Below are 4,182 nucleotides of genomic sequence, written 5' to 3' on the forward strand. Positions count from 1 at the left end.
TGGTGCTCACCGAGCAGCTGGGCACGGCCGAGGGCAATGGCCACGGCGCGGCCCCGGCCGGGATCGCCGCTGAACTCATCTACGCCACCGACCTGTTCGACGCGGCCACCATGGCCCGCTTCGGCGACCGGTTCGCGTTGCTGCTCAAGGCCATTGCGGCGCAGCCGGAGCGGGCCGTCGGTGATATCGACCTGCTCGACGCGGCCGAGCGCACGCTGGTGCGCTACGACTGGAGTCGCAATGCCGGTTCGGTGAGCGGACTGCTCGCCGAGCGCACCGGCGCGGTGCTGGACGACGATCCGGCGCTGGGCTGGGCCGATGTCGCGGAGAGCGTGCTGGCCGACGCACTGCACCTGGCTTCGGGCGATGCGGCGAACACGCTGCTCAGCCAGTTCGAGGCGCAGGCGGCGCGGACGCCCGAAGCGGTCGCGATCGGCTTCGAGGGGACAGCTCTCTCTTACGGTGAGTTCGCGGCTCGCGTGAATCGCCTGGCTCGTCACCTGATCGCCTCGGGGGTTGGCCCGGACACCCTGGTGGCCTTGGGTATTCGCCGTTCCACCGATCTGGTGGTGGCGATGTATGCGGTGCTGGCCGCCGGTGGCGCGTACGTGCCGCTGGACCTCGACCAGCCTGCCGACCGCATCGAGTACGTGCTCGAGACGGCGCAGCCGGTCGCCGTACTGACCACCTCGCGGGACGGCTTCGGTTACAACGCCGCACCCGTGCTGGTCATCGACACTCTCGATGTCAGCGGTTACTCCGATGCTGTCGTGACTGATGCGGATCGCGTTGCGCCGCTGCGATCCTCGAACGCCGCCTACGTCATCTTCACCTCCGGTTCGACCGGTCGCCCGAAGGGCGTGGCGGTCTCGCATGCTGCCGCTGTGAACCAGATCGCCTGGATCACCTCGGAATACGCGCTCTCGGCCGACGATGTGGTGTTGCTCAAGACGCCGCAAACGTTCGACGTGTCCGTCTGGGAGTTGTTCGGTCCGTTGGCCGTCGGTGGCCGCATGGTCGTGGCGACGCCGGACGGGCACCGGGATCCGGGCTACCTGGCGGAAGTCATTGCCGCCGAGGGCGTCACGATCACGTCGTTCGTGCCGTCGATGCTCAGCGTTTTCGCGACCAGTGTCGACGCGGCGCAGCTGTCTTCGCTGCGGGCGCTGCTGATCGCCGGTGAAGCGCTCACCTCGGATGTCGTGCACGCCTTCCGCAAGGTCAGCTCTGCCGAGCTGCACAACCTCTACGGTCCGACCGAGTTCACCGTCCACGCCACCTACGCGCCCGTCGCGGACGATGTGCAGGGTGCGGTCCCGATCGGTCGCCCGGTGTGGAATGCCCAGGCGTACATCCTGGATGCGCGTCTGCACCCGGTCGCCCCGGGGGTCGCGGGTGAGCTCTACCTCGCCGGTAGCCAGCTCGCACGCGGCTACGTCGGCCGTGCCGATCTGACCGCTGACCGCTTCGTCGCCAACCCGCTGGGCTTCGGCGAGCGTATGTACCGCACCGGTGACCTGGTGCGCTGGAACGCCGACGGCTCGATCACCTACCTGGGCCGCACCGACTTCCAGGTGAAGCTGCGTGGTCTGCGTATCGAGCTCGGTGAAATCGAGTCGGCGCTGACCGGACACGATTCGGTGGCTCAGGCGGTCGTGGTCATGAACTCCGACCCGCGCACCGGTGACCGCCTCGTCGGCTACGTGGTGCCGAGCGCCGGAGCCGTCGACATCGACGTCCTGCGTGCGCACCTGTCGGCACAGCTGCCGTCCTACATGGTCCCGGCAGCCATCGTGTCGCTGGATGCCATGCCGCTCAACGCCAATGGCAAGCTCGACCGCCGCGCCCTGCCCGAGCCGGAGTTCGAGGCCCGCGAGTTCCGCGCCCCCGCGACCCCGGCCGAGGAGAACGTCGCCGCCGTGTTCGCCGAGGTGCTCGGCACCGAGGCCGCCATCGGCCGCGATGACGACTTCTTCGAGCTGGGCGGCAACTCGCTCATCGCCACCCAGGTGGTCGCCCGCCTCGGCGCGGCGCTGGACACCCGCATTCCGGTGCGCGTGCTGTTCGAGGCCCCCACCGTGGCCGGGCTGGCCGCGCGCCTGGAGACCGAGACCCGCACCGGCCGTCGTCCCGCCCTGGTGGCTGGAGAGCGGCCCGCCGAGATCCCGCTGTCGCTGGCTCAGCAGCGCATGTGGTTCCTCAACCGCTTCGACACCGCCTCGGCCGTCAACAACATCCCGCTTGCGGTCCGCCTCACCGGCGACCTCGATGTCGATGCGCTGCTGGCCGCCGTCGAAGACGTGCTCGAGCGGCACGAGGTGCTGCGCACGGTCTACCCGGAGAACGCGGAAGGCCGTGGCGTGCAGGTCATCCTGCCCGCCGACCAGGTCCGCCTGGACTCGGCCGCCAATGCCGGAATCCACGGCGGCGGCACCGGACTGTTCGCGGTCTCGGTGAACGAGGCCGACCTGCGCGAGCGCATTGCCGAGCTGGTGCTCACCGGCTTCGACGTGACCGCCGCCGCCCCGGTGCGCGCCGGACTGTTCCGGGTCGCCGACGCCGAAACGCCCACGCACGTCCTGGTATTCGTCGTTCACCATATTTCCGGTGACGGCTGGTCGGTGCGTCCGCTGGCCCGCGACGTCATGGTCGCCTACGCGGCGCGCGCCAATGGCGAAGCGCCGCAGTGGGCTCCGCTGCCGGTGCAGTACGCCGACTTCGCGCTGTGGCAGCGCGAAACCCTCGGCCACGAGGACGACGCCGAATCGCTGATCTCCCAGCAGGTGTCGTACTGGAGCAGCGAACTGGCCGGGCTGCCCGACCAGATCGACCTGCCTTCGGATCGCCCCCGCCCGGCGGTGGCGTCCAATGCCGGTGGCGTGTACGAGTTCTCGATCGACGCCGACCTGCTGGCCGGACTCAACGGCCTGGCCCGCGAGCACGGCGCATCGCTGTTCATGGTCGTGCACGCGGCCTTCGCGGCCCTGCTGGCACGCCTGTCCAACGGTGACGACATCGCCATCGGCACCGCGGTCGCGGGTCGTGGTGAGCAGGAGATCGACGACGCCATCGGCATGTTCGTCAACACCCTGGTGTTGCGGACGGCCGTCGACTCCGGGGCGCGGTTCAGTGATCTGCTGGCCCGCACCAAGGACACCGACCTGGCCGCCTTCGGTCACGCCGACCTGCCCTTCGAACGTCTGGTGGAGATCCTCAACCCGGCCCGTTCGCAGGCCCGGCATCCGCTGATCCAGGTCATGCTGTCGTTCCAGAACACCGGCGCGACCACCTTCGCCCTGCCGGGGCTGGAGGTCGCGGGGGTGCCGCTGGACGTGGTCACCGCCAAGTTCGACCTGCACCTCAACCTGACCGAGCGGGCCGACGGCGACGGCATGACCGCCGAATTCGCCTACGCCACCGACATGTTCGACGCCGGCACCATCGCCGGGTTCGGTCACCGCCTGGTGCGACTGCTCTCCGCCGTGGTCGCGCAACCGGCCGCGCTGGTCGGCGATATCGAACTGCTCGACGACACCGAGCGTCGTCAGGTGCTGCGGTCCTGGAACTCCACCGAGTACGACGTCAAGCGGGTCGCCCTGGGCGGCAAGAAGCTTGCCGCCGAGGTCACCCTCGCCTCGATGTTCGCCAACCAGGCCAAGCAGACCCCGAAGCTCACCGCGCTGGTGTTCGAGGGCGAGACCCTGACCTACGGCGAGTTCGCCTCCCAGGCCAACCGCCTGGCGCGGCACCTCATCGCCGAGGGCGTCGGCCCGGATTCCTATGTGGCCCTGGGCATGCGCCGCTCCTTCGAGCTGCTGGTCGGCATGTACGCCGTCACGCTGGCCGGTGGCGCGTACGTGCCGCTGGACCCCGACCACCCGGCCGAGCGCAACCAGTACGTCCTCGACACCGCCCAGCCGGTGTGCGTGCTGACCACGTCACGCGACAATTTCGAGCTGCACCAGCCGCGTCATCCCGGCGCGCTTCTTGGCCGGGATCCACACGACGAGGCGTTGGATTCCGGCCAAAAGCACGCCGGAATGACGGGGTCGGTGCTTCGCATCGATGAGCTGGATCTGTCCGTCTACTCGGATGCTCCCGTCACCGACACGGACCGGGTTGCCCCGCTGCGTGGCGACAACACCGCGTACGTGATCTTCACGTCGGGTTCGACCGGTCGCC

General features: G+C 69.3%; 1 protein-coding gene. It reads left to right on the plus strand.

The window, feature by feature from the left end; translation table 11 throughout:
- On the plus strand, positions 1-4,182 hold a 4,182-nt coding region (locus tag ACYVN4_RS36145; RefSeq protein WP_460727184.1), incomplete at both ends, for an amino acid adenylation domain-containing protein.

This window comes from Nocardia heshunensis (assembly GCF_054782115.1).